This window comes from Enterococcus sp. DIV0574 (assembly GCF_051711125.1).
Classification (GTDB): Bacteria; Bacillota; Bacilli; order Lactobacillales; family Enterococcaceae; genus Enterococcus_D; species Enterococcus_D gallinarum.
Map to the genome: position 1 here is coordinate 2,339,392 of NZ_JBIOMA010000001.1, position 24,751 is coordinate 2,364,142.

General features: G+C 38.9%; 19 protein-coding genes and 1 tRNA gene. 9 read left to right on the forward strand and 11 right to left on the reverse strand.

Annotated features, from left to right (window positions below):
- The first annotated feature begins 1,076 nt into the window (after nucleotides 1-1,076).
- From IGJ45_RS11235 to IGJ45_RS11245, 3 genes are read left to right on the forward strand one after another with little or no spacing between them, the layout of a single operon-like run.
- Complete coding sequence (locus IGJ45_RS11235; RefSeq protein WP_003125938.1) at nucleotides 1,077-2,015, forward strand: AAA family ATPase; 939 nt, start codon at nucleotides 1,077-1,079, stop codon at nucleotides 2,013-2,015.
- Complete coding sequence (locus IGJ45_RS11240; protein WP_349703884.1) at nucleotides 2,015-3,043, forward strand: DUF58 domain-containing protein; 1,029 nt, start codon at nucleotides 2,015-2,017, stop codon at nucleotides 3,041-3,043. Before IGJ45_RS11235 ends, IGJ45_RS11240 begins: the two co-directional genes overlap by 1 nt.
- A complete protein-coding gene (locus IGJ45_RS11245) occupies nucleotides 3,040-5,193 on the forward strand; it encodes a DUF4129 domain-containing transglutaminase family protein (protein ID WP_231477673.1) in 2,154 nt (717 codons plus the stop codon). The genes IGJ45_RS11240 and IGJ45_RS11245 overlap by 4 nt, the downstream gene beginning before the upstream one ends.
- 96 nt (nucleotides 5,194-5,289) lie before the next feature.
- Here IGJ45_RS11245 and IGJ45_RS11250 read toward each other — a convergent pair whose 3' ends face one another.
- Nucleotides 5,290-7,947, reverse strand: a complete 2,658-nt coding sequence (locus tag IGJ45_RS11250; protein WP_138372233.1) for a cation-translocating P-type ATPase — start codon at nucleotides 7,945-7,947, stop codon at nucleotides 5,290-5,292.
- A gap of 348 nt (nucleotides 7,948-8,295) precedes the next feature.
- Here IGJ45_RS11250 and IGJ45_RS11255 point away from each other — a divergent pair, with 348 nt between their 5' ends.
- A complete protein-coding gene (locus IGJ45_RS11255; protein WP_349703885.1) occupies nucleotides 8,296-9,030 on the forward strand; it encodes an NADPH-dependent oxidoreductase in 735 nt (244 codons plus the stop codon).
- A gap of 545 nt (nucleotides 9,031-9,575) precedes the next feature.
- Nucleotides 9,576-9,734, forward strand: coding sequence for a hypothetical protein (locus IGJ45_RS11260; RefSeq protein WP_162787467.1), 159 nt, complete (start codon nucleotides 9,576-9,578; stop codon nucleotides 9,732-9,734).
- Nucleotides 9,735-9,807: 73 nt separating this feature from the next.
- Here IGJ45_RS11260 and IGJ45_RS11265 read toward each other — a convergent pair.
- Nucleotides 9,808-9,881 (reverse strand) — tRNA-Ile (locus IGJ45_RS11265).
- A 265-nt stretch (nucleotides 9,882-10,146) separates the two neighbouring features.
- Nucleotides 10,147-10,398 (reverse strand): hypothetical protein, encoded by a 252-nt coding sequence (locus IGJ45_RS11270; protein WP_113849468.1) that lies wholly within the window; start codon nucleotides 10,396-10,398, stop codon nucleotides 10,147-10,149.
- A gap of 288 nt (nucleotides 10,399-10,686) precedes the next feature.
- Between IGJ45_RS11270 and IGJ45_RS11275 the strand changes: the two genes are divergently transcribed.
- The 4 genes from IGJ45_RS11275 to IGJ45_RS11290 all read left to right on the forward strand — a co-directional run bounded on the left by IGJ45_RS11275 (nucleotide 10,687) and on the right by IGJ45_RS11290 (nucleotide 13,244).
- The gene (locus tag IGJ45_RS11275) at nucleotides 10,687-11,196 is read left to right on the forward strand and encodes a Panacea domain-containing protein (protein ID WP_113849467.1); all 510 of its coding nucleotides are present in this window, start codon (nucleotides 10,687-10,689) and stop codon (nucleotides 11,194-11,196) included.
- Nucleotides 11,197-11,836: 640 nt separating this feature from the next.
- Nucleotides 11,837-12,019: a hypothetical protein gene (locus tag IGJ45_RS11280; RefSeq protein ID WP_137264353.1), complete on the forward strand. Its 183-nt coding sequence runs from the start codon at nucleotides 11,837-11,839 to the stop codon at nucleotides 12,017-12,019.
- A gap of 17 nt (nucleotides 12,020-12,036) precedes the next feature.
- Nucleotides 12,037-12,594 carry a GNAT family N-acetyltransferase gene (locus IGJ45_RS11285; RefSeq protein ID WP_137264352.1) on the forward strand — a complete coding sequence of 186 codons (558 nt, stop codon included), beginning with the start codon at nucleotides 12,037-12,039 and terminating at the stop codon, nucleotides 12,592-12,594.
- Between the two features lie 284 nt (nucleotides 12,595-12,878).
- Entirely contained in the window at nucleotides 12,879-13,244 is a 366-nt protein-coding gene (locus tag IGJ45_RS11290; RefSeq protein WP_113849466.1) for a transcriptional regulator, BlaI/MecI/CopY family protein, read from the forward strand.
- Between the two features lie 109 nt (nucleotides 13,245-13,353).
- On the opposite strand, the gene IGJ45_RS11295 is transcribed toward IGJ45_RS11290, so the two are convergent.
- Genes IGJ45_RS11295 through IGJ45_RS11330 form a run of 8 tightly spaced genes read right to left on the reverse strand, consistent with a single transcriptional unit; the run spans nucleotide 13,354 to nucleotide 24,566 of the window.
- The gene (locus tag IGJ45_RS11295; RefSeq protein ID WP_205223751.1) at nucleotides 13,354-14,064 is read right to left on the reverse strand and encodes an NlpC/P60 family protein; all 711 of its coding nucleotides are present in this window, start codon (nucleotides 14,062-14,064) and stop codon (nucleotides 13,354-13,356) included.
- Complete coding sequence (locus tag IGJ45_RS11300) at nucleotides 14,061-14,375, reverse strand: phage holin (protein WP_171917417.1); 315 nt, start codon at nucleotides 14,373-14,375, stop codon at nucleotides 14,061-14,063. The genes IGJ45_RS11295 and IGJ45_RS11300 overlap by 4 nt, the downstream gene beginning before the upstream one ends.
- Nucleotides 14,368-14,598, reverse strand: coding sequence for a hypothetical protein (locus tag IGJ45_RS11305; protein WP_113849465.1), 231 nt, complete (start codon nucleotides 14,596-14,598; stop codon nucleotides 14,368-14,370). Before IGJ45_RS11305 ends, IGJ45_RS11300 begins: the two co-directional genes overlap by 8 nt.
- A gap of 33 nt (nucleotides 14,599-14,631) precedes the next feature.
- Nucleotides 14,632-14,907: a hypothetical protein gene (locus IGJ45_RS11310; protein ID WP_171917418.1), complete on the reverse strand. Its 276-nt coding sequence runs from the start codon at nucleotides 14,905-14,907 to the stop codon at nucleotides 14,632-14,634.
- 35 nt (nucleotides 14,908-14,942) lie between these two features.
- Nucleotides 14,943-15,353, reverse strand: coding sequence for a DUF1617 family protein (locus IGJ45_RS11315; protein ID WP_311828221.1), 411 nt, complete (start codon nucleotides 15,351-15,353; stop codon nucleotides 14,943-14,945).
- A 14-nt stretch (nucleotides 15,354-15,367) separates the two neighbouring features.
- On the reverse strand, nucleotides 15,368-19,183 hold the full coding sequence (locus IGJ45_RS11320; RefSeq protein ID WP_438768679.1) for a phage tail spike protein: 3,816 nt from the start codon (nucleotides 19,181-19,183) through the stop codon (nucleotides 15,368-15,370).
- A complete protein-coding gene (locus IGJ45_RS11325; protein ID WP_438768680.1) occupies nucleotides 19,180-19,899 on the reverse strand; it encodes a hypothetical protein in 720 nt (239 codons plus the stop codon). Before IGJ45_RS11325 ends, IGJ45_RS11320 begins: the two co-directional genes overlap by 4 nt.
- Complete coding sequence (locus tag IGJ45_RS11330; protein ID WP_438768770.1) at nucleotides 19,896-24,566, reverse strand: phage tail tape measure protein; 4,671 nt, start codon at nucleotides 24,564-24,566, stop codon at nucleotides 19,896-19,898. The genes IGJ45_RS11325 and IGJ45_RS11330 overlap by 4 nt, the downstream gene beginning before the upstream one ends.
- Nucleotides 24,567-24,751: the final 185 nt, after the last annotated feature.

Below are 24,751 nucleotides of genomic sequence, written 5' to 3' on the forward strand. Positions count from 1 at the left end.
CAATCAGAAGCATCCAACAGAACAGATTCTGCCTCGCTTCTTGACAACGGAACGACTCCGCTCTTGGCAAGCGAAAGGGCAAGATCAGTCCACTGAGTTTTTCTTTTATTTGCAAAAAGAAATGGAACTTGTTTATTATCAACGCTGGCTGTCTCAAGAGTCTGAAGATAATCAAGCGGCTTTTACTGAACAATTTGTCCGCCAAAATGGCGCCGCCGATGTTTTGACAGACTTCCAAATTCCTCGCCAAAATTGGTTGGACTGGCGCTATATCTTCGATCCTTACAAAAGAAAAGAAAGCCAATCGGTTCGCGACTTTCTGTTGACCTACCTTACTTGGGATGTTACAGAAGCGGCCAAAGGAAATTTAACAAGTCCGATCAGTAGTATGTTTGAATTGTTAAAAGATTTGCGTGATCCGGTTCGCTTTATGCTTGATCAGCAATTGTTTTCACCAAAAGCATTAAAAGAAAAATTCTGGCAGTCTTTCGTTCCATTGAACGCCTTTTTATCGATTGGCCCCCCACTTCAGCGCATTCGTGAATTGCTCGCACTGATCGAAGCGGATATCGTCACGATTCTTGGTCCAAAGATGATCGTTGAAGGAAGCGGCACCTTTGTGGCTTATTCAGCCAGCTATCCCCAACAACGATACGCCGCTAAGCAGGTATTGGAAGCTCGGATTCAATCGACGGATATTCGTCGTACCGCTAATCCATTGTTAAGACAATTACTAGCTGATGGCATTGCCAGTCCTCATAAGTTATACATTCCTAAGGAGGCTCCGTTTTACACAGGTGCCATTGCGATTGATCCGGCCACAAGCCAGTTGCTTGATCCAAATGATCAGATTCAAGAAGGACTTTACTGTTTTGGTATCCCAACAGAAGGCATTCACTGGCTAACCGCCGCCACAGCACAACCGGGAACCAATGCTTTTAATTTACGACAAGCAGATCAGATTGCTGCCCATTGCTTGACTAGTTCTCTTCTTGGGGATAGGCGCTGCCTTCAATAAATTGCGATTGCAAATAAAAACCGATACAATAAAAGAAAAGGCTCAAGGAGGTTGAAAAATGGCAGATGAACTACAAAAGATCGATGCGTTGATCAATGAAGTCGAGAAAGTGATTTTAGGAAAACGTGATGTGATCCAATTAACTGTGGCGGCATTATTGGCAGGTGGTCACGTTTTGTTTGAAGATATTCCCGGAGTAGGGAAAACGATGCTAGTCAAATCATTGGCAAAAGCCATCCAAAGCGACTATAAGCGTGTTCAGTTTACCCCAGATCTTTTGCCCAATGATATCTTAGGTGTATCGATCTTCAATTCAGAAAACCAGCAATTTGAATTTCGACCGGGACCTATCTTTACTTCTGTGTTATTAGCAGATGAAATCAATCGCACAACACCTCGTACACAAGCAGCATTATTGGAAGCAATGTCTGAGAATCACGTGACCATCGATAATCAAACCTACGCGCTAAGCCCTCACTTCTTTGTGTTGGCGACTCAAAACCCAATCGAATATGAAGGAACCTATCCTTTGCCGGAAGCACAACTGGATCGTTTTTTGTTTCGATTACACATTGGCTACCCTGCTTTTCAAGATGAGCTTGCTTTACTGATTGGACAACGCCAGCAATCCCTCAATCAAATTCAGACAATATTGACCTCGCAGGAAGTTACCGCATTGAAACAAATGGTCGATCAAGTTTTCGTGGACAATCAAGTTGCTCGCTATGCGCTGCAACTGGTCCAAGCTAGCCGCAACCATAATGCCATTGATTTAGGCATCAGCCCTCGTGGCGGCATTGCCTTTTTGAAAGGGGCAAAAGCATTGGCTTTGACCGAAGGAAGAACCTATGTGACGCCGCAAGACTTGCAACGAATTTTGCCAGCCGTTTTTGGTCATCGCTTATTATTAAAAGGCGGGATTACCGCCAGCCAGGAAAGTCTCTCTGAGATCATGAAGCAAATGATCCAACGCGTTCCTGTACCAGTGAGGCGCTGATGATGAGCAAACAGCGGTTATTCGGAAAATATCTGGTATTTTTTGTTACTTATTTTCTTTTACTAAGCTATTGTATCGTTTTCAATAATGAAGCAGGTTGGAGTCTCTTCTTTTTTGTTACTTTATTGGTACTAGCAGACTTGTTATTCATTCTGCCTTCCCTTAATAAAATCCAAGTGACTCTTGAAGAATCGATCCAAACACAAATAAACAAAGAAACACCTTTGCCGCTGCAAGTTTTCAAGTATCGGCCAACGCTGTTGCCAATCCCAAAGCTGTCTTTGCTCTTTCAAAATCAGGAACAGACGCTCACTTTTTATCGGGGCGAATCCATCCGCTTAGAGGTGCTGTGGCTTCCTACCGCTCGAGGAGCATATAATGGACTGCCATTGACCCTCACAAGCCAGGAACTTTGGGGATTCTTCAGAAAAAGGCGGCAAATGAAAATCCAACAAGAAATCCTCATTTTGCCAGAATATCGACCCGAGGTCCTATCCTTGATGACACTTTTTGAAAAAAAGCCGCGAAAATATACTTACGGGGAATCAAATTTCACCATTCGAAACTACCGTAACTATCAGCAAGGGGATTCATTAAAGCATATTGACTGGAAGCTCTCCAGTAAACAGCAAGAACTGATTTATCGAGAACATGAAACGGAACAACAACAGGAGTTGACTTTGTTGTTTTGGGGTGAATCTCACCCTGCTTTTGAAGACACATTGGCGATCTTCTTTTCGCTCCAAAATCTCTTGCCTAAAAAGATGCCTTTTCAGCAACTATTGATCGGCGAGGACCTGGATTCTCCTTATCAAATCCATGCTGGAGCTTTCGCAGCGATTCAGCCATTTATCACAGTCCCAGAACCATTGCCCAAAATCTCAGGGCGTCAGGTGATTATCATCACACCGGCTGTCTCGCAATCCTTAGAAGTCTATCTGGAATCCTTGACGCCAAGCAACATGCTGCAAGTTTATACGTATCATGACCTGATCCAACGACTGTCGAACAAAGAGGTGTCTGAATGAATCCTTTGATCAAAAAAGCCATAATCGGAGCTCTGACTTACATTGCGATCATTTTGACGGTGCTGCCGTTTTTAGCAGTCTACCACTTGGGGCACCAAACTACGTTGCTTCTGTACGCCTTTCTGATTTGCTTCGTGAGTATTTTAAGTCCTCGTCTTCGCTACAGTCTGCCTTTTTACATCGTAGGCTGGTTTGTCACTCTTTACCGCTTTTTTCCTTATGGTGAAGGATTTTCCTTCACTTGGTTCCAAAGATATTTTTATGATTTGCAAACAGCTCTCAGCGAGATTCTGGCTGGCAAAGTTGGTTATATCACTGAACTTGTTGCAGTGACCATTATCGTCACCGGCATTCTTCTGTTTGCTGTGTTCTCGATCTACATCCAGCATTTTTATATTGTCTACGGTGCAATGTGTCTCTATCTGCTGACTGTCGTGATTTTTAATGATTTCAATCTAACGTGGCATTTGTTGGGGGTGTGTTTTTGCGGAGTTCTTTGCAGCCTGATCAAAACCCAACAGCTGAAAACAGTACGAGAATGGTCGTTCTGGCTGGGGCTCACCCTGCTATGTTCGTTGCTGTTGGTTGGAGCAACACTGCTGCCAAGAACCGCGATTCGCGATCGCTTGGTAGCAGCTACCACTGGTATACGCACACAAGCGAATCAACGCGGCTTTTATCAGTTTATCGAAGAACATGGTGCACCTAGCGGGTCCCGTACAGGCTTTAGCGAAAATGATCGGCAATTAGGCGGTCCTTTATTAGACGATGATACCGTGTTATTTACAGCCCAACAAGATACCCGCCATTATTGGCGAGTAGAAAGCAAAGATTTTTATTCTGGCAAGGGTTGGATCAATACGATACGGGAAGAAGATCTGCGAACAGTGCCTGATTCCCTGCGGATTGCAGATGATAATTATCAACAAGATTATCTTAAAGAAGAAACAGTCCAGCTTTATTTGCAGAATCAGGGAGATTATTTGCCATTACCTTATGGAAGCAATCACCTCACTATTGAAGAAGGAGCCTCTGGTTTTATTGTGGATGATGCGGTTCAACGAGTCGATCTAATGGAGCCGCAACAACAGATTGAAGTTTCACTGGCTTGGCAGCCAGCGGACTATGCCGCTGAAACATTGCAATCCTTGCCGCTGCAACAGCCAGATACTCCTGTTGACTATACACAATTACCAGAGAACCTTCCTGCACGGATTCGGCAGCTTGCGCGCTCAATCACAGAAGATCAAAGTACCATCTTCGAACAAGTCACAGCCATTGAAAATCACTTGAAAAATTCAATTGAATTCCGTTATTCAAAAACGGATGCCGTCTATCCAGCAGAAGAACAAGACTATGTCGATCAATTTTTGTTTGAATCAAAAGTTGGCTATTGTGATAATTTCTCGACTGCGATGGTGGTATTATTACGAACGCTCGATATTCCGGCGCGCTGGGTCAAGGGTTTTTCGCCAGGAGATGCTCAAACTGAAAATGGCCTGACAACATTTACCGTGAGAAACCGCAACGCGCATTCGTGGGCGGAAGTCTATTTTGCCGGTTTTGGCTGGGTACCGTTTGAGCCGACGCCGAACTTTCAAAATCCTGATCGTCCCGAATTGCAAACAACAACTGTCTCTTCTGAAGTATTACCTGAAACGAGCAGTTCTAGTCGCGAGTCTTCTACCAGCAGCAGTAGTGAGACCAGCAGTTCCACAACAATGACGGCAACTGTTGCGCCAGCAGAAGAACACCTTTTCTCACCTGAAACATGGCAATGGATCCGTTATTTTCTGCAAGGTATCGCATGCTTGGTTTTCTTGGGATTACTGTATCTTTTGCGCCGCTACTTTTTCCGAATTCGCATCTGGTTGATTGCTCGCTTTCGCTCCGAACCATTACCAACCGCCTATCCTGTCTTGATGAAACAAGCAGCAAAAGTTCTTTTCCATGCTGATTCGGAACCTCTTAGTGAGTACGCCAGCCGATTGGAAGCTGTTTATCCTATTTTCCACGGGAGTTTTATCCAACTGACGGCAACCTATGAAGATTATCTTTACGGTGGGAAACCAATAGACGGCCAACAACAGCTGATTCTTCATGTCGCCCAGCAAATCAGTCAATTAAAGAAAATCAATCAAGTCCATTAAATGAAAGCAAGAAAAAGAACCGAAGACGCAGTGCTGCATGCTGCGCCTTCGGTTCTTATTTTGTTCATCTGATTAGCGAAAACACTCCCGCAAGTATCATGAGTTCGTGTTGTTCCCTCGAGATTGTACCGCTAAAATAATCAGTTTTGTGATTTCCATCATCAAGACAGCACCAGCTGCCATAGCTATGCTTAACCCAACATGGTTCATTGTAAAGGTTTCTGGAATCGCAAAGACTTCCCGAATTCCAGGTAGCAATGTCACACTATAAAGCAGACCACAAACCACGATCGCCAGCCAAACCATTTTATTCGCAAACAATCCAGCTTGCCAAGCAGTCTCTGTATTGGAACGAGCAGGCAATGTTTGTAATGTACGGCTCCAGATCAAAGTTGAGAATGCCATTGCAACACCTAACTCCGGCGATTGATTCATCCCGATCCATTGCGCTATAATCACCACTGCCGCAATCAAGATCCCACGATAAGTAACTGAGATCAGCGTTTTACCAGAAAAGATGCCAGCATCAGGATTTCTAGGTTCTCTTTGCATGATAGTTGGTTCCGCTTTTTCCATCCCTAAAGCGATAGCAGGAAGCGAATCATTCACTAAGTTGATAAACAGCAATTGCAAGGCTGTAAATGGATTGTCCCAGCCCATTACTAAAGCAAACACAATGGCGATAATCGCGCCGAGGTTACCAGCAAAAAGATAAGAAATCGCCTTTTTGATATTATCAAACACATTGCGGCCAACTTCTACCGCTCGAATAATTGAAGCAAAGTTGTCATCTGTCAAGACCATTGCTGCTGCATCTTTTGCAACGTCCGTTCCGGTCCCCATCGCAATCCCGATATCCGCTTGCTTCAATGCTGGTGCATCATTTACGCCATCACCGGTCATAGCAGAGATTTTCCCTTTATCTTGCCATGCTCGCACAATGCGGATTTTATTCTCAGGAGAGACGCGGGCGTAGACAGTGATTTTCTCCAATTGATTCGTCAGTTCTTCTTCCGACAGTGCATCAAGCTCTGTACCGGTCAATGCTAAGTCACCTTCTTGCGCAATCCCGATCTCCTGAGCAATGGCCACAGCCGTCGTTTTGTGGTCACCAGTGATCATCACTGTTTTGATGCCAGCCGATTTCGCGTCTGCCACGGCTTGCTTGACTTCCTTCCGAGGGGGATCAATCATCGCCATCAAACCAACAAAGATCAACTCTTCTTCGAGACCTAAATGCAGTTCTTCGTCTTCAGACACTGTCAGCGGACGATAAGCAAAAGCCAAAACCCGCAGCGCGCGTTTAGAGAATTCTTCATTTTGATGCTGCAACTGATGTTTGATTTCCTCAGTCAGTGGAACGATTTCGTCATTGATAAGAACCTTTGTACTTCTTCCGATCACAATATCCGGTCCCCCTTTTGTCAAAAGGAGTTGTTCCGAATCAATGGTATGCAATGTGGACATCAGTTTCCGATCGGAATCAAAAGGCAATTCTTGTAATCGCGGGTATTGTTGACGAATCTCACGATACGGTTGATTCAATTTTTCTGTATAATCAAGAAAGGCAATCTCTGTGGGATCTCCTAGTTTAGCTCCTTCGGGACTGATTGCCGCATCATTTGCAAGCACACTGATCTCGATCAAGCGACGTTCAGGCAATGTCCATTCAGAAGGATTCTCAGAAAATTCACCCGTCTGTCCATTTGGCAAATAAAAATCAACGACCGTCATTTTATTTTGGGTCAATGTTCCTGTTTTATCTGTACAAACGATACTAGTAGATCCTAGTGTTTCAACTGCCGGCAACTTACGAATGATCGCATGTTGACGAGCCATTTGTTTGGTACCGATCGATAAAACAATCGTAACGATCGATTGGAGTGCTTCAGGAATAGCAGCCACCGCAACAGCGACTGCAAACATAAAAGCGTTGACTAGATCGGCGGTCATATCGCCAGACCCATCACCTAAAAATAGCCGAGCAACTTGGACACCTAAAATAATCAAGGAAAGAACGAGGATCGCCAAGCTCAATTTTTTGCTGAAGCGATCCAGCCCGCGTTGTAATGGCGTCTTGTGTTCCACTGTGTTTTCTAATAAACCAGCGACTTGCCCGATTTCTGTCACATTTCCTGTGGCAGTCACAATGAAACGTCCACGGCCGTAAGTCACGATCGTTCCACTAAAGACCATGTTATCGCGGTCTCCAATAGGCGCTGTGCGGTCAATAACCCCAAGTTCTTTTTCAGCAGGTGTCGATTCACCGGTCAGCATTCCTTCATCGACTTTCAATGCCCCTTCTTCAATCAGACGGCCATCAGCAGGTACATAGTCCCCTGCTTCTAGAATAACGATATCACCCACTACCAATTCTTTTGCCGGTACCGTTTGTTCCTTTCCATCTCGGATGACATTTGCATTGGGTGCCGAGAGGCTTTTCAATGCATCTAACGATCCTTCTGCTTTTTTCGTTTGGATGACACTAACAACCGAATTCAGTAGCAAAACAGCAAAAATGACAATCGATTCAACATGGGCGCCCATGATCATCTGAACGATAGCCACGATCAGCAAAACGATCACCATCGCATCTTTGAAGGTTTCTAAAAAGAGTATCAAACTTGATTTTTTGGGAGCTTCTTTCAGCTGATTCAAGCCATTTTCTAAGCGCTTTGCCGCTTCTTGCTGGGACAATCCAGATGGACTGCTGTTTACCTCGTTCATAACCTCTGTGATTTCTTTTTGATACATTTCTTTTGCCAATGATTTCTCTCCTTCATAGTTGCTATCCCTTGCATGAGTCCTTTTTTAGAAAAAAAGAGACCTAAGACAAGTGGATGCTTGTCTTAGGTCTCACCATTTCATATAATACCAGAAAACTGTCGCCAGTTTACTTACTGTTGATATTATCGCAGCCGAAGCCACTGGTTACTCCCCTAAGGGTTTATCAGAATGTAGAATCATCATAACGAAATTTTTTGAAGATAGCAACCTTTATGCACAAATTTGTCTTTTCTCAGATATATTTTTTTGAAAAAAGCTTCTTTTTTCTGTTACACTAATCTACAGCGTAACAAGCGTGACAGAGGAGGAACAATAATGGAAACCATTGATTTTTTTACAAGTCACACATCGGTTAGAGACTTCCAAAAAAAGTCTTTATCAGCAGAAATGAAGCAACAACTTGTCAAAGTAGCACAAAGCGGTTCAAGTTCAAATTTCGTTCAAGCCTATTCAATCATCGAGATCAAAGATCCTAAAAGATTGGCAGAAATCGAGAAAATCGCCGGTGCTCCCCACTATATCACACAGACGGGTGTCTTTTATCTGTTCGTAGCAGATTTATATAAACACCATCAATTGTTGCAGCAAGCAAATTTGCCTAGTGCTGGACTATCGAATATGGAGGCCCTCTTGGTTTCGGTTGTAGATACCACCATCGCCGCTCAAAATATGGTAGCCTTTGCAGAAACCCAAGGTCTGGGAATCTGTTACATTGGCGGAATCCGGAATGACTTGTTCCGTATCGCTGAACTCACGGAGCTGCCCCCGTATACACTGCCATTGTTTGGGTTGACTATCGGTTATCCCGCAACGAAAAATGAGCCGAAAGTTCGCTTACCGCAATCCGCTGTGTTAAGTGTCGACCACTATCAGCCACTGACCGAAGACCTCGTTGCTCGCTACAATGAAACTACCGCGGACTACTATGCCCATCGGAGAAGCAATCAACAAAAAACGGATTGGCAAACCAAAATGACTGGCTTTTTCCAAGAACCTCGCCGTCCGGACGTAGAAAAATTTTTGAAAAGGCAAGGCTTTTTGACACAGTAAGTACGAAAACAAGCACCTGCTCCTTGTTATCGGTCGCTAGACTATCTCCATCAAAAAAACACCTCATGAAGAAGTTCTTCATGAGGTGTTTCGAGTTGTTTTATTTTGCCAAACGGTAGATAGCAAAACTATATAAACGTTAATAAATCAACGATTAAACCCAAAAATATTATTTTATCACACCAAAATCACACTAAATTTCCTGGACAAAATGCTTTTCATTTTTATGGATTGAAACAAACTATTTTTACCTTTACATCAATTGTGAATATTTAATAAAATAAAAGAAAAAATGAATTGAGGGATAAAAGTGAAAAAAATTAGTCGCTGGATTATTACTTTCAGTTTTATTTCTGAGCGCTTGTACTAACTCCGACTCAGCAGAAGAATCTAGAAATTACAGTGAGACAAATTCAATAGTGAAAAAAACTGACAATGAGGAACGATCCGAGGCTTCAATAATTGCAGAGAATGTTCTGAAAAAACACTATAAGATAGATAATTTGGAAGTTAATTTTATTAATGATACATTTAAAGTGTACCGTATGCCGTATGATAAAAACTCCGATACTGGTAAAGAGTACAAAAATGTTTATAGTGCAATCGGTAATTTTACTTATCAAGACAAAATTTATGATTTTGATATGCTCTATTCACTCACAGACAAAGATAGTTATGAAGTTTTGTATTTCTATCCCCTTTAGATGATTCTAAAAATACTATTAATAGACCACTAGAAAGTGATAAATAAAAACTCTAACTGAGCAAGAGTTTTTATGTACCTTGTAGGATTCGAACCTACGACCGGACGGTTATGAGCCGTCTGCTCTGACCAACTGAGCTAAAGGTACGAAACAACCCACTCAGAAGAGTGGGCTTCCCTGAAAGGAGATTAATGAAAAAATCTCAGCTGAGTATATTTTAAAACGTGAAATTATATTTTTCAATATCAGTTTTTTTAAAATATACGTTTTTTTATAGCTTTTAAAGAAACAATAATACCCACTCGTAGAGTGGGTAAACAGAGAGTTAATCAGAAAGGACTGGTACATAAATTTTAACTCGCACGTTTTATTCTTTCAATACATATTCGTATTAAAAATAACATGTTTTTTATTACATGTATTGTTCTACGTGTTCAATCTCTTTTTGGAGTTCTTTCTCATCATACTTTTCATACTTACCTGCTTCGTGCGCAATCTTTTTGATCTCATGCATTGCTTTTTTCTCTACAATCCATTTCTTCATACTATGTTTCTTCGCATCATCATTTAGAGAATCTAGTTCCTCTAAATCGCGGTCTAACTTGTTCAATACTTCTCCAATTTTGACCAATGCTTTTGCTTCTTTTTCTTCATAGTTTGACATAATTGACACACTCCTTAAGTATTTGGTAACTAAAGTGTACTCCCGATGCTTTTTATTTGCAAATGAAATACTAGCACTTGTGAGGGTTTTCTTATGATGATTTTTACTGTATTTATGTCATGTTAGATAAATAAAAATGCCCACTCAGAAGTAGGATGGGGTGGAATTATTTTCTAGAAAGATTTACAAATATATTTTTTGTATAACTTGCGTATTTTAATTTACTATTAGTCATATGATATATATAATAAAGGTGTGGAACACTTGTGAAACAAAGGAGGAATTGAAATGTCAAAAGTTATGGATGTTGCAAGCTTTCTTTTGCTGTCTTACAAACAAATTTACGGACATGACTTTGGCGATAGTGAATTAAAATTACAAAAATTAATGTATCTCGTTCAAAGACAACATTTAGCACTACAAAACGAGCCCCTTTTTGAAGAAAGTTTTAAAGGATGGATTTTAGGTCCTGTGCTTCCGGAGTTACGAAAATGTTTTCAACATAATACCATTCCAAATGAAATTCAGGGCGAATTGACAGTTGAGGAAAAATTCATTATCGAAAGTGTAATCTACGAATTCGGCAATATGACTGCTCGATCATTGGTAGATTTAACGCATGAGGAAACCTCTTGGAAAAATTCGAGGCAAGGTCTAGACGAAAATGAAAATGGCAATGTTGATATATCTATTGATGATATAAAGTTTGATGCAGCTAACATTAGAGTATACGATTATAACTATGATATGTATTTAGATGAATTTGATGAAATTCCTCACGAAAGGATTTTAACATAGGTGCGACGTCACGAAATTCCAGTAGGGACTATTTGTGCAAGCATGTTAAATATAGGCAATAAAAGTTGTATTAGACCTATTTTAGTTATAGGGAAAGAAGATATAGATGGTAAATGTGACTATACTTGTTTACCTATTTCAAGAGTAACTTGTTCAAATCGAATCAATCCAAATTACGATGTCGAAATAACTACTCATAACCATCCTAGACTAAACATGCAATATCCTAAACAATACATCAGAACTCACAAAGTGATGACATTGAATAGTTCAACTATGTACTGTAGTGCACCAGTTCATTTAGATTTAGAATATCCAGATACCTATAATCGTGTAATTGATTGCTATTTAACTTTTATCAATACTCTATTTTAAAATTATGTACAAGCCCGCCGAAGCGGGCTATTTGTTTATAAAAAATACCCACTCCAAAGAGTGGGCTTCCTTGAAAGGAGATTAATGAAAAAATTGTTTATTGGGTAATTAGATTTTAAAATACAAAATGAATTTTTTCAATATCGATCTTATCAAAAATCAGCGTTTTCAGTAAAATCAACAAGTAGTCTTTAGGCGATGAAAAATTATTGATTATTTTTTTTACCGATGATATTCTTAATACAATAGAAAGGGGAGAAATAATATGGCCAATACATCTATCAAATGTACAGAAATGGTTTTTACTGACTCTAAAAGCTATAACCGATTTATGGATAGTATTTTTGGCAAAGATAAACAATTTACAAATGAAAATGCAAAAAAAACAGCAAAAAGAGTGAATGCTATTAAAACACTCAATATCGATGGAAAATCTTACAAAATCTAAGAGGTTACTAAAATCATATGTTTATTGATAATGAAGTACAAATTAAGAAGCTTTCAAACATTGATGACGAAGAAAAAGCCTTAGTACAGGCTTTTTCTTGTGGAAAACCTCATATTGATGATTACTTGAAAAATGATGCTCTAGAAGATTTACTATTTGGCATTACAAAAACTTTTCTATTTTTTATGGAAATTAAAGGTAACAAACAATTAGTGGGGTATTTCACCTTAACAACTGATAGAGTTCTGGTTACTAATAAGTCAAACATACATAAAAATTTAAAAAAATGGGATAATCCTGTAAAACGACAGTCTATACCAGGGATTCAAATTCATCATTTTGCTGTAAAAAAAGAATTGCAAAAACAGAATTATGGTATCAATTTAATGTTTTATATTTTTTCGTTTATAAAATATACAATTTTGCCTCATGTTGGCTCATGCTTAATCACAGTTCAAAGTGAAAAAGATGTCCAGAATTTCTATAAAAAAATAGGATTTGAAAAAACTGGTGAAACTAGAGATTGTAACATTAGTATGGCCTACACAACTAATCAGCTTTTTATCGAAGATTAAAAGATATTCCCTTGAATATCTTTTTTTATTATGTACAAGCCCGCCGAAGCGGGCTATTTGTTTATAAAAAATACCCACTCTTCGGAGTGGGCGATTTTGAAAGAAGAATAAATGAACACTTTTTAGATACTCATATTTTAAAACACAAAATAAGTTTTTTCAATAGAAACTGGAATCGTTTTCTATAATTTTTTAATTTTTATTGAAAGGGAATTCATAGAATCAGCTATTAGGTGTATAATAAAAAATATTTTAAATCAATAAAAAGCTAAAGGTGGAATAGTATGTTAGAGTTAACAAAGTCAGAATATCAAATTTTAACTTATTTATTCAAGTTTGATCAGGCATTAACTAAGACAGAATTAGTAGAAAGAGTACCTGATTTAAACAGCAATACTACTGCTCTTGCGCTTGCCGGCTTATTAAAAAAAGGCTATTTAGAAGTAAATAAAGTAAAATACTCTCGCACTGTTTTAGCTAGAGCTTATGTACCTAGTTTTTCTATTGTTGAGTTTTTAAAAGAGCATTATGGAGAAAAAGCGATACAAAAATTGATCGCTTATACGATAAACTCGATAGAAGACAATGCGCGTTTAGATCAATTTCTACAGCTTATAAAAGAAAGAAAAAGGATTGTTAAAACCTATTAATTCTAACACAAATAAACTGTCTGAGTCATTTTAGAAAAAGTTATAAGTAAAAAGAACCACACCCTTTAAAAGAGTGTGGTTCTTTCATGTGGAAAAGTAAAAAAATATTTTAGTAAAATCTTCCCCAACAGTCAATACGTCTTCCGTTTTTACTTCTTCCAGTCGCCATATAGCCATAACCATTTCCACGTTTTTGACGAATCCACACGTAACCATTCGGATCGATTTTATACGCATCGTAAATGATCACAGAACCAGCGCCTATTATCGCAATTTCTCGATCACTCGTTGATGGACCTTTTCGAAGTTTGATTGCTGCATTCAATTTAAAATGCCCCTTTTCCGCAATCCATCCTCCTGTGGCTTGCTTAGAGCTGGTTGTTGCGGCAACGTAACGCAAATAACAATTCCACGGATAGTTGTAATAGGAGCGGACATTGGTTTCCCATCCTGTCTGATCCCCACCGCGACCACCTGTGATTCGACCTCTCTCATCAATCGATGCTTGCGCCAATTTTCCACCGCCAATATACACTGCCACATGGTTTACATCGTTTAACAAGATATCTCCTGCTTGAGGTCGACCATTGTTTGCTATAACTTTCCAGCCACGTTTTGTCAGATTAGAGCGCATATTGCCGGTATATGTAGCTGATCCAGTGTCAAAGCCTGCTTCTTTCAACGCATGAATCACTAATGCAGAACAATCCGTTTCTCCACCATCTCGGAAATCTTGCCGATTGCTTTGGTCGTAGCCAAGGCTAACTGTTTGGCACCAATAGTTCATGCGTTCAATAAATTTTTTTATGCTTCCTCTCATTTTTTATCTCTCCGTTCTGTAAACTCCTGTCCATCTCCGGAATCAATAATGTCTTTTTTGGGTTTATCATAGGTCATTGCCTGATCACTATCTGACAAACCTTCTGTAGTAGGATCTTTAACAACACCAATCAATGCCAATAACAAAAAGATAGTATTAATAATTTGAGTTAATTGCTCATTTAAAACAGTGTAGTCCCACTGAATACCGAAAATTGACAAGATTTGTTGTAGTAATAAAAAAATCAGTCCTAAAAGACTGATCACAAATACTTTACTCTGAATTCTTACTTTCCAATTAATCTTATTCATGTTTTCTTCCTCCAATACTTTTAAAAATCGTTTTATTTTGTTCTTCTAATCGCGTAATTCGAATCTCATGATTATTCAATCGATTTACCGCATCTTTCAATTCCTGTAGGCTTTCCTCTAATTTTGAAAATACATGATGAAACTTCATCAAAGCAAAGAGAATACTTCCGATTAATCCTACTATGGCAATAAACTCGGTAATCGACAAACCAAATAAACGCATAGAATTCACCTCTTCTATAAAAAAGAACTCAGTCTATTGACTAAGTTCATCTGATTCTTCCACTTTTTCTTTTGTTAATTCTGTAGCTAATTGATCTTCTACTTCGTATACTTTATCTTGGAAAGCTTGAATATCTTTTCGACATTGTGTACGATTTTCACGATACTTTTTAGCATCTTGGATAGTTTGCGAAATATTCGTATTCCCCATACTTTCTGTAGAAACACTTGCAGAAAGATATACTACTGTTTTTTCATCAATGATTGATTGTCCAGATAAAGTAACTGATTTTGTTACTTCTAATGCCATGATACATCCCTCCAAATTTTTATAAAAAATGATGATTACTTAATATCTTCCTTTTCAAACTCATCTAATAAACGATCGTAGATCTCGGCATCTTTTCCAGATATCATTCCATCATACTCCTCTAAAATGCGTGGAATTTCATCAAAATTTCGGGCATACAGCCCTCCCTCAATCACAACTTCTTCATTAAGTAATATCGCTTGTTCCTTATTAAATATAGCTACATCTTTTATGTCTTGTTCTTTGCTATCTTTGAGTTGACCGTTTTCATCAAGCAAATTGAATTTTTCCATCAAAGACTTCTCCTCGTCAGAAAGTTCTATGAGCGCTTCTCGAATACGTTTTATCAACTTTGTTCGGTGTCGGCTATCTTTTGTAGATAATTCGATAGATTCCAAAAAGTTGATTGCTGGTACTAACTCATTATTCTTCAATGTAATTTTCATTCTCCTATCTCCTTTTATAATTTTACTGTTTTAAAAGACGCTACCGTTCCACTACCTTGACCAGAGGTACGAATAGAAGTTGGCAGTTGTAATGTGCCCAATCCTTTTAATGCACGAACAATATTTCTTATATCTTCCACAGGTAATACAACATTATTATGCAGAAGATACAAATAACCACTACCAAACATTACACCACTTTTTCCGCTATCGTTTAATAGAGCAGAATAAAAGGTATTATTATAATTCACTACACCAAATCGTAAAAACTCTCTTGCACTAGGAATTCCTGGCTTAACTTTGATCATATGAACATCTGCATCCATATGAATTCCTGCTTTTCCTGAAAATTTTCCACGAGGATCAAGCATTAACATAGAAGTAAATGCACTATCATTTTGAGCTTTTCGATAAGACCATGAGATATAATCCCCCTCGTGATCTAAGTTCATTGCAATCCCACGGATAGTTTCATTTCCTATTTTTGAATTTTCACCTATTCTTCCTATTTTTCTTGTTCCATGCCAAAATTCCATTCCTTCACTGGTTAACTTCCCACTTAATTGATTTTTATTGAAGAAACTTAGGGTGTAAGGATCTATCTTTAAATTCTGGCTATAATTATTAAAACCAACTTGAATCGCATTGACTGCTAATTTATCTGCAGTAATTGATCGAGCTTGAATCCGTTGTGCAGAAAGATAGCCCGTTGTAATTTTTGCAGCATCGACAAACGCAATTTTTGCATCAGTAATTGCTGCGTTCGCAATTTTAGCTGTCGATACTGAAAGATCCGCAATTTGAGCGGTTTTGATCACTCCATTATCAATTGATGTCTGACCTGTAATGTGAATCTTATTACCAGCAATCAATATTGATTCATTAGATATATTGATTTGATTAACAACATCATTTTTAGAAACTTTTAAATTAATTGTATCTGATAGTTGGGTAATCTGTGATGAAGTAATATTAGTATTTGCCTCATAAATATATAACTGACGAATCTTAATCGTAGTTGCTGGTGGCAGCCAAAATGACAAGTCAGTCCATTTTGTCAATTTAATTGTTCCATATATCCATACAGGATTCGTATTAGGAAGAGAGAACGTAAAATTTTCTCCTTCACTTGTTCCTACCTCTATGGGTTTCCTCCCAGAGTTAACCCCCACATTTACATACATTTTAATATTGTATGTTTTCCCGATTTCTAAGGAAAGTGGTGGTGATCCCCAGTAAGCTCTGTTTCTTGTTGTTCCTCCGTTATTATTAATAGTCATTCCTTGACTATCATAAACTATGTGAATTCCTGTTCCTTCAACAGCTGGCTTTGGCTCTTGTTTTTTGAAGTTTGGATTAGGAAATTTGTTTGTGATATCCGTAATATTTCCTTGAATTTCTGTAACTGTCTGTCTAATAACATTAGCAGTAGTTTCAAGCTGCGTAGCTTTTGTCAGTGCTGAGTTTGCTGAAGTCTGAACACTTGAAATAGTTGTCTTTAAACCGTTCACTGTTATTTCAGTTTGAACAGCTTTTGAGAGAGCTGACTCTGCTGTTGTTTTTACAGAAGATACTGTCGTTTTGACACCGTCTACTGTTGTCTCAATCTCGTTAACTTTGGTTATTTGTGCCTTATCCTCAGGTGCTGGAGACCAGTCAGTCAACTGATTTCCTTCTTCAATCTGAGCACGCCATACGGTAAAATCTAGGCTGTCAGCATTCGTGGATCGATATAGTACAAATTGCATTGCTGCTGAATTCTCAAGGTGTTTAGCTACCATTGAAATACGTTTAGATTGACCTGGTTCAACATAATCAGTCTTACCTAAATTATTACTAAACCTAATACGTTTGTCTCCATTGTTCTTAACATATATAGAGTGAACATAGCTCGTATTGTTTTTAACATAAGTAATAATATTTCCGGGAAGAGTACCACAAATTGTACCAGTACCGCCCGTAACAACATGCCTAACTGCATTTTTTGCATTCCATTCAGGAACTTGAACTATTGAATGAGTAATTGAAGCACCTTGATATGGTCTAAATTTTGGAGATTCAGATTCACTAACCCAGTTTCTACCACCAACTTGAAAATTGTTTTGCCATTGTTCGACACTTGCCAAAGTCTGGGTTACACCATCAACTGTTGTTTGTAGAACGCTAGCTTTACTTAACGCACTATTAGCTGTCGTTTGCATAGTAGCAAGAGTCTGCTTTTGCCCATCTACTGTGATTTCTAACTCGTTGAGTTTCTTTGTTGTACTTGTTGATGTAGTCTCAACTGTCGTGATCCTTCCTTTTAAACCATCAACTGACTTTTCTATTGAAACAGTCTTGCCCTCTACGGATCGTACCTTACTATATGCTTCACTTGCTTTAAAACTGATTGTACTGATATCCCGATTCATCGCAGAAATATCAGAGACAAGATGGTTAACATTGATTTGAATATTATTTGCTTTCTCAACAGCTCGTTTTGTATCACTTTCTACCTCACTCACTTTATTAGCGATTTCATCAAACTTCGCTGTAGACATAATGAATGTCCAAACAGTTCCATCCCAAATATAAAATTCAATATCCTCACCACTTGGTTTGTACCACATATCCCCGACACGTGTTGCTGTTGGTTCTCCTTCACCATTTTTACCAAAGAGACCATGGAAAATCATGTTCTTTCCATTCGCAGCAGTAATTGCTGAATCCATTTGATTTCCTATTTCTTTGATCGATGTTTGAGTGTCATTTATGATCGATGATAAAGTAGTACGTTTTTCACCGATTTCTATTTCATCATAGGCATCACGCAACACATTCCACTTTGTTTTGATCACTTTAGCAGTCGTGTCTACACCTAACTTTTCATAATATACTCGAACATCATCGCATAGCTCGACAGTCTCCAATGTAGCAATATCAGCATAATCAGCGGTCTGTGCCAAATCCAAAAAAGACACCTTAATTGATGTCTTTGGAATACCAATATCATTATTTTTGATATAATCCTGAGCCAATTGTTTTAGTTTTACCTTGGTTGGAACTTCATCATGTTCAAATTTATTACTAAAATCAACTGGCAACACATTACGGTTTGGGTATTCATTAATATTCTCGCAATCAACTACATATCCATCAATAGTAACTATTTGTTCATTTTCATCGTCATCCGTATAAATAGCATACGGATAAATTGTTGTATAAGTCGTCATGATATTACGTTCCTGTTCAAAATCCGTAATATTACGACCGTATGCTAGAATAGTGTTGGCGGTAGTTCCACGCTTCTTTAACAAACTAATGTGATAGTTGTCAAAACGATATTCACCACCCCAAACATCTAAGATAGAACCTTCCACGCCGCCTAAGGCTTGTCGAGGATTTTCCACTTTGTCGATTCGCCAATTCGTTTTGTTGCTTGTATCAATATCCGAGTCCACAATAAATGGATTGTTGTCTAAAATTGCTAACTTCCAAGCATTTAAAGCTGCACTTGCGTTTCCACTGATAAATACTTCTGGCTTCATTGGTAATTCTTGACTCAAGTAGCTAACGTGTTCTGCGTAGATTTTAGCTTGTCCGTCATGATTTGGCACAATCCGTTTGATTCTGAACCGTTGATCAGTTAGTGTCGGACTTGCATCAGCTTTGATTATTCGGTTTTCTTGCAACAACGGATAGATTTCATCATCAACTAACACTTTAGCTTCAAGAATAAAGGTACCATTTCTTTCTTCTGTGACAAAAGCTTCTGTTGCTGTTTTGATTGGACCTAAACCCAAACTAAAAAAATCTATTTCGTTTGCCTCATACAAAATTGGATAGGTCACACAATCACCTCCCAGCGAGGAACAATTTTCATCTCAGTTACTGATCCAGTAGTCAGCACATTGTTAAGTCCAGGATTAATCCCAGGCAAAGGATAAGTAGTGATCTTATTCCACTGTGGGCGAGTACCATCAAGAGACTTCACTTGATCGTACAATACATCAATAATTACACCGCCATCTACACCTCTTAATTTGTATGTTGACGATCCTATTTGTAGTGTTATATTGCCTGTCCCTCTGATCGTGATTTTAGGTCTTGAAATTCGATTAGTAGGGTTGGTAATCGATGTTGATAGAACTTGTTCAACTAGGCCAGACTTTAAAAACTTGTATGGCTTAACGCTAAACGTTAGTATGGTTTTTCCATGTTCAACAATATTCGCTTCTACCTCATATTCGGCTGTATAAATTGCTTGATAAATATATTCCTTGTCTCCGCTAAAAAATAACTCTTTCCATCCCACATTGTTTTTAAGCCAGTTCGATATCTCTGTTGCTCGTTGCTGCTGAGATACTTCTGTAGGTATTAAGTATGCCGGAAAGCTCTTGTTTACATTCTTTAATTTGCCGTCTGTCAAAAACGGCTCACCATCTTGACCACTTACTTCAACAAATTCACCTTTAACCCCAGGAGAGGCAAAAGAGATCTCTGTATCGATATACAAATCAAAATCACTTGACTTTTGATTGTCAATTTCAAAATATCCATAGGTCATTCTAATGCTCCTCTCCCTTCGATTTGAGTTAATAAAGCCAATTCTTGCGCAGTTCGCCGAATATCATTTTTAGTATCCCAGTTTTGTGGATACACATTTATTTCTGGAGTTAATCTACTAATTGCATTTAGCATTTGACGCATCAATTGCACTAAATCGCTATTATCAACAGTAATTGTTTGTGTGCTTTCACTATTGCGAACAGACTGCAAATTGCGAATCAATGTAGCATCTCTAGGAACTCCAACACCATTTTTATACTGTGGAATCATTTGTTTTGTTTGTCTTGCGGTATATACTTTTGTTCCTCTTTTCGCATTAGGAATAATGACATTCCGACCTTCTGGAATATAGGCATTGCCGTCTGGTTCAACAATTAGTTCTTTGTAGAGCGGACCTTTTTGGTCATTGACCATCATGTGTCCGCCTTTGTGGAAATTTGTTCCTGTTGCGTGTCCGGAAATCTTTTCAGTGATCCATTGTGTCACATTTTTAACAATACTGGTTAATGTGACGGTATGGTCTCTTTGTTGTCTGAAGGCTTTTACACCTTCCGTTGCTTGGTATGCTGGGCCACTCGCATTATCCGTTGCCTTTAAATATTTCATGGCTGGATTATTACGATCGTAAATACTTAATGCACTACCGCCTGTTTTAGCAGCTTGTTGAGTAGATGACGAATCACCGTTTAGAATCTTCATCGCTGGGTTATTACTATCATAAGAATTCAAACTGCTTTCACCTTGTGATAGTTTTTGAATGATATCACTATTGTCCCCCAATAATTTTTTCAAGGCTGGAAGTACGTTCTGGTTATAATCTTCAACAGATATTGTTCCATCTCGAACTTTAGATAATATATCTTCATTATTTGCGAGCATATGTTTCACATTGTCCGGCAACGCTGACCACGCACTATAGGATTCTTGAGAAGAAAATACTTTTGTCATTAAGTCGGTATTATCCGCTAAAATTTTCTTTTCCGCTTCAGGTAGCGCCGTCCATTGGTTCCAACTTGATTCAGAGGTAAGTATCTTATTGAGAAAATCAGTATTATCAGCTAACAACTTTTTATCGCTGTTCGGTAGTTGATTCCATCGATTAAACGAATCTTCGGATTCATAAATCTTAGTCAAGAAATCGTAGTTATCAGCATATAGCTCTTTTGTTTCGTCTGGTAAGTCATTCCAATTTTTCAATTTATCTTCTGACTCGCTCAGAGTAGTAAGAAATTTATAGTTCTTAGCGTCTAAATCTTTTATCTCAGGTTGATAATCATCCCACAACCCTAAATTCAACATAGTTTCAGCCATTGTTTCTGGAGTATTTGAATATAACAACGCGGTTTTGGCATCAATGCTTAACTCATTCCATTTACCTGAATCATCCAATGCCTTATACATTGTTTGGCTAAATTCATCTTCCAAAATAGCTTGTTTATCTTCCCAAGCCATCCCATCCCAGTATCCATTGACAATCGCAGCTTCCCCAATTACTTTTTTAGCATTTGAATCCAAATCTGCATCGTGAACAACTAATTTTAAATCATTCCATGTTTTTGAATCCTTGGTTGCTTCAATGACTGTTTCACGAACATTGGATTTTAATTCACTTGTTTTTTCATCAAAGACTAAGTCATTCCATGTCTGTGCTGCTTTCTTGCCTGATGCACTTACTTCAGAAGCAGTCCAAGCCATCTTCTCAGCATTTGCCTCAGCATTCTTTGCCAATTCAGATGATAATGTTCTTGCGTTCTCAACAATACGTTTATTGCTTTCAATTAATGCTTGTGCCGCATTGTCTGTACCATTAATCAATTGCCCATTTGCAAGAGCTACTTCATTTTGTAATTCAGGATATTTCTCTAATATAGTTGCCATTTGCTGGTCAAAACCTTGTGTTGTAGTGGCGTTTATCTCATCCCAAGCTTTCAGGTACTTTTGAGCAAACTCTCCGTCAAGATTATAACCAAGCTCTTCTAAATACTTCTCTTTTTCTTCGCGACTAGCTTTTGCATTTTGTTGCGCGGCTTGTCTTTGCTTACCGAGTGACTGTAACCATAATTTCGCTTCTTCCTCAGTCGCATTTGCTACATCACCAGTCATGGCAGAAAGAATTTTTTGTTTTTCTTTCGCTGAAACATCAAGTGTTTCGACATAAGCTTGTGTCGTATTTTTTGCGAGATCACGAATGATTTTGGCTTCACTGGCACTTATTTCTCGATTATTTTTTGAAGCATTCTTCTTAATCTCGGTGATTCTTTCAGTATTCTCTTGAACCGTCTTAAGAGCGCCCTCAGCACTTTCTTTTTCATCTGTGACCATCTGCTTTAAAGAATCACTAACGCTTTCTGGCAACTCTTTTAAAAGACTGTCCAGCCCAGTTATTTTCTTAACCAAACTATCTTCAATCGTTTGACCAATCTTTTCAAAGTTTGAAACCATCGCTTCAGAATCTGTAGAAAACCCGTCAGCCATTAAACCAAATTGTCCGGATGCTTTTTGTGTGTTCGTTTGGATTTTTGTTAATGTTTCGTCTGTGGCTGAACCCACATCTGATCCCCAACGTTTCACACGTTGACTAGAATTCCAAGCCTCTTCCCCAAACAACTTCCATGCACCATAGCCTACAGCCAACGCTCCACCTACACCGACAATGCCAAGTATTGCTGGTCCCAAAGGTCCTAAAGCAGCTGTCATTGCACCTAAACCGCCTGTTCCACTAGCAGTTGCAGCAGCACCACCGAATAACTTGAACTTAGAAGCTCCTCCGCCTAACGCAACTGATAAAGTATCCACATCTACTGCGCCGTCAGCAAACTGTTTTGTAAATTCTGCAATGGCCTTTTTCTTAGCCATTTTTGCTGAAAGATCAACAAAAGAGCCACCGAGCTTGCCAATTCCAGATGTAACTTTACCTGTAATTGATAGCAACGGACCAGCGGCAGCTGTTAAGCCTATCCATTTGATAATCGTTCGCTGAGCTTTAGGATCCATATCGCTAAATTTCTTAGCCAAATCTCCTAGGCCTTTGATTAGCGGTTTAGATGATTCTAAACCGTCACGCAATGCGTCAACAAAAGGTCCACCTAAATCAATTGCAGCATTGGTTGCTTCATTTCTCAGCATTTTCAATTTAGATTCGGTTGTTTCATATCTTTTACCTGCTTCTTCAGCAAGAGCGTTATTTTTGCCAAACGCTTTGTTACCCATTTCGACTGCGCCAGAGAAAACATCAGAAGCATTCGCCGCACGTAATAGACTGTCACGAAGTCGCACTTCTTTAATATCCATGTCGTCTAAGACTTTGATAGCAGAAGTACCATTTTTTTCAGCCTTACCAAGTCCCTCAACAAATTTCATGATTGCCGTGCTGGGATCATCTTTGAACATCTTCGAAAACTGCTCACTTGTTAACCCAGCAACATCAGCAAATTGTTCCAATGAAGTTTTGGATTTATCAGCTTCTTTGTACATCTTCTTCAATTCAGACGATGTGAAGCCCATCTCTTTAGAAACACCAGTTAATTCTTTGCCACCATTACGAACAGCAGAAACTAGACGTTCCCATGAAACACCTTGGTCCTCAGCGTGACCTTTTAGCTCTTCAAAAGCTCCGGATCCTTTTTCTACAGCTAACTGCATTTGAACCATTACTTTAGAAAAAGCGGATCCACCTGCTTCTGCTTCAACACCAACGGAACTCAAGGCTGCCGCAAAGCCTAAGATGTCACCTTCGGACATCCCAATCTGTGTTCCAGCACCAGCTAAACGTAATGCCATTGCAGATATCTCTGATTCAGTTGTAGCAAAGTTATTACCCAAATCTACTAATGCAGATCCTAAATTAGAGAACTTGTCCTGTGACATTTGAGTAATATTTGCAAAACGAGCCAACTCAGTAGCAGCTGTTTCAGCACTCATGTTTGTTGACTCACCTAAATCGATCATTACTTTAGTAAATGCCGAAACATTTTCTGTTTGAATCCCCAATTGCCCTGCTGCTTCAGCAACATTTGCAATCTCAGTATGTGTTGCTGGTAATTCATTTGCCATACTGCGTAAACTAGATTCTAAATCGTCATAACTGTAAACAACCTTACCGTTAGAATCCACAACCTCATCGGTTGTTTTCTTTACACCAGCAAATGCGGATTCCCAATCAATAGCTGCTTTTGTTACCACCGTTGCCAATCCTGCAATCGGTACAGTCAATCCTTTAGTCATTGCTGATCCAACCGACTGCATACGATCACCATGCTTGACCATTTCAGCACTAACTTTGGCTATTTGACCAGTGACACCAGTAGTTCGCACTTGTAGTTCAGCCATCTGCCCGGCAGTATTAATCAATTGCTGTTTATAGTTAGCTAGTTTTCCATTTGCATCTTGCAATTGGGCTGCTAACCGCTTTGTGGAATCGGTGGCTTTCCCATCGACAAAAGACTCATCATAAGCTTTCTTGAGTGAGGCAACTTGTTTTTCTTGTGCGCCAATTATTTTCGTCAAACCATCGTAACGAGTCCCTAGTTTCCCTAGCTGATTTCCAGCCATATCAGCGATCTTCATGTTTGCTTGCATTTCTTTTGCAAGATAGGTGACTTGTTTCTTTGCATTCTGGACTCCACGTCCAAAGTCCGCATCGTCAAGTCCTAGCTTAATGACCATATTACCTAATGGTGTAGCAGCACCGCTCAAATTAGTTACCTCCTCTCATATTTTTGATCAATTCGCTCATCGGACGTATCTCTTTTCGTTTTTTCGTTTTTTTCTTTTTTGATTCTGAACTCAGCAGAATCTCGTCTACGTCCAAACACTCAGTGTCCATTAGATTTTTGATTGTCATGGACGGC